Below are 2793 nucleotides of genomic sequence, written 5' to 3' on the forward strand. Positions count from 1 at the left end.
AAACATAAAAACAGACAACCTTATATCCTTTCTACTTATTAACAAAACCCTAAAATGTCTCTTAGGGCTTCTTTAAGGAGGGATAGTAAAGATAGGTCTTTTCCCCTTTAGGACGATCTTCATAGAAAGCAATGTTAAACCCCAGAGATTTAAAAAGAGAAATGCAATTTATAGCGCTATCTACTGTAAAAGTCCCCTCTTTCAAGCTAATAAACGCTTTATCCTTTCCTTTCTTTGAGAGATCAATAAACGACTCACACATAGAACATATAGAGCCGCTCTCCTCATAAGGAAGGAGCTTCTCTTTCTCACTCTCTCCACATACAACACAGTGCTCCTCATACGGCACAAGTCCCAAAGGTCTCCCGAAAAGAAGCTCATAGCCATCTTCGTCCTCCAGAACTTCCTTAAATCTTTCCGCTTTCTTATCGGATAGTCTCTTGAAAAGCCCTTCAACTGCACTGTAGAAATCTTCTTTAAAGTGCTTGTATGTAAGAGGTTCCCACTCCAAAGCTATATATATCTGCCCTTTTAAAGCTTCAAGAATGATTCTTGATACCTTCTTGCGTATATTGCAGAGTTTGCTTTCGGCAGAAAACGGAGCTAAGATCCAGAATAATCCCCCACCGATATAAAGGATATTAGTTTCCTTCAGGTTAAGCTCTTTTACTATGTATCTTGCAACTACCTCCATTAAAAGCCAAAGAAAAAGGGAGCGACCTTTCAAGCTCTTAGCCGCTCCTTTGGAAGGAATATCAAATATAAAGCTCTGTATTCCCGAGAGATCTCCTCCAACGAGGAGGAAATCTTTTTCCTCCATGATATCTTCCTCTGAACTCTCACCGGTAAGATAAGTCTTTATCTCCTCCAGCTTCTTCTCCCACGAAGATTCCCCTTCTCTCTGAATCTCATGCCAGTAGCAGACCGCTATGGCAGATGTGGTTCTTAAGTGATCATAAAGCGATATGTCAGGTTTCGCCTTCTCTACCTGAGCTGGAACTGCCCAGAGAAAATCCCCAAGAAGCCATAATAGATCTGCCTCACTTTCTATTTTTCCAAGCTCCTTTTCAAACTCTTCCTCAAGCTTAGCGTAATCAACGCTAATTTCATCTTTATTTCTGGGAAAGATCACTTCTTCATCAAGGGAAAGTTTAGCTAAAGGATAATAACACTTTTCTTCGACTTCTGAGGAATATATCTCTGAAAAGATGCTAAGCAAAGGCTCCTCGGTATATCTTCCGCGCGAAGCTCCTTCCTCCTCAGGCCTTCTTTCTCCTGAAGAAAGCCAGTCAGACACCTGAAGAACTTTCTGCCAGAAAGTTTTAGGCTTATGATGCCACAGAACAAGGTTTTCAAGCTCTCTCCATTCATCCTCAGAAAAGCCAAGATTCCTAAAGAAAGGAATTTCACCACGCACATTTTTTAACCACCAGGCAGAATACTTTGGATGAGCCCATCCAGTATTTAGAGAAGCATAATTATCTTTTATGTCTTTATATCTTTTCCCCCTCTCCACAAACTTACCGATATCATGAAGAAGAGCAGAAAAATAGAAAAGATCAAGCTTCATCTATCCTCATCTCCTTAAGCAACCTTCTTATAGCGTGGAGCTTAGCTCGGGAACGAATTCTTACCTCCCCCTTTAACGGATCATAAAAGACTATCTCCCTATCGGCAAGCTCCTTATACTTTCGCATATTCCCATCAAAAGGAATTACCTTAGCGGGTCCCTCAAGGAGTTTTTTCAGCAAGCGAATATACTCATCACGAATGGAACCCCTTACTTCCAACCCAGATAAGAAGATTAAAATCTTAGAATAAGCATCATCTATCAAGGAAGACACGCTTTCTTCAACGGATACACCAGCTCTCTTTTTCACTACAATCTGGTTTACCGCCCACAACAGAGGCCCAATACCATTCAGAACGCACTCTATTTCCTCGGTGCTAAATCCTTCTTCCAGTAAATAAGCCTTAACGATTTCCTCAGGCGGATCGTCAACCAGATAATACTCACTACTTTCGGAGAGAGAGGAGTTAGCGTATATTTCCTCTATGAAAAAGGTATCTGAACTTAAAACGAATACATGGGAGAGATGCTCCACCTTAGTTAAGCGAACAAAGAAATTGAAAAGTTCCTCTATAAAAGATTTCTGATTAACGGGAGAATTCAGATAGACATTCTTAAGCCTCTGAAGTTCATCAAAAACTATAAGTTTTCTCCCCTCCGCTTTTCGCAGAGCTTCTTCCATAAGATAAAAAGGATCCACTTTTCTATTCCTTATCTCCTCCCTGACGGTCTTTCTTACTCTAAAATAACTGAATATCCCAAATTCCAGTCCTTTTTCAACTTCCCTGGTTTCTGAAACACCCTCATCGGCAAAAAGCATGTCGACTATCCCATCATAGCCGGAAATTAGTCTCCCACGAAGGTCAAAATAAAAGGCGGTGAACCCACCGCCTTTCAAAAGATCCTCTATAACCTTTTTCATCAAAACGCTTTTCCCGCTTGATTTAGGACCATATACAAAAGTTATAGCGTTTGGCTCAGTCTCAAGATAAGCTTTAAGAAATCTAAGCTCCTCATCGCGATCAATAAATCTCATAATACCACCTCGAGGAAAATCATTTCCTTATTTATCAGTTTAGCATAACTTTAGCCTACTTATCAAGAACCATTTGTCAAAAACAAAGTCGCTGATTTCTATATGCTTAATTATAATAAGAGCGATAGGAAATAGGTCGGAAGATGATTAAAAAGCCCTTTTATGATGCCAAAGGAGGCGTTTAAGA

2 protein-coding genes are annotated in these 2793 nt (G+C 40.1%); both read right to left on the reverse strand.

The window, feature by feature from the left end; translation table 11 throughout:
• Nucleotides 1-61: 61 nt before the first annotated feature.
• Nucleotides 62-1570, reverse strand: coding sequence for a type III-A CRISPR-associated protein Cas10/Csm1 (gene cas10 / locus J7M13_03450; protein MCD6363041.1), 1509 nt, complete (start codon nt 1568-1570; stop codon nt 62-64).
• Complete coding sequence (locus J7M13_03455) at nt 1560-2606, reverse strand: hypothetical protein (GenBank protein ID MCD6363042.1); 1047 nt, start codon at nt 2604-2606, stop codon at nt 1560-1562. Before J7M13_03455 ends, cas10 begins: the two co-directional genes overlap by 11 nt.
• Nucleotides 2607-2793: the final 187 nt, after the last annotated feature.

The organism is Synergistota bacterium (assembly GCA_021159885.1).
In the GTDB taxonomy this organism is placed as follows: Bacteria; Synergistota; GBS-1; order GBS-1; family GBS-1; genus AUK310.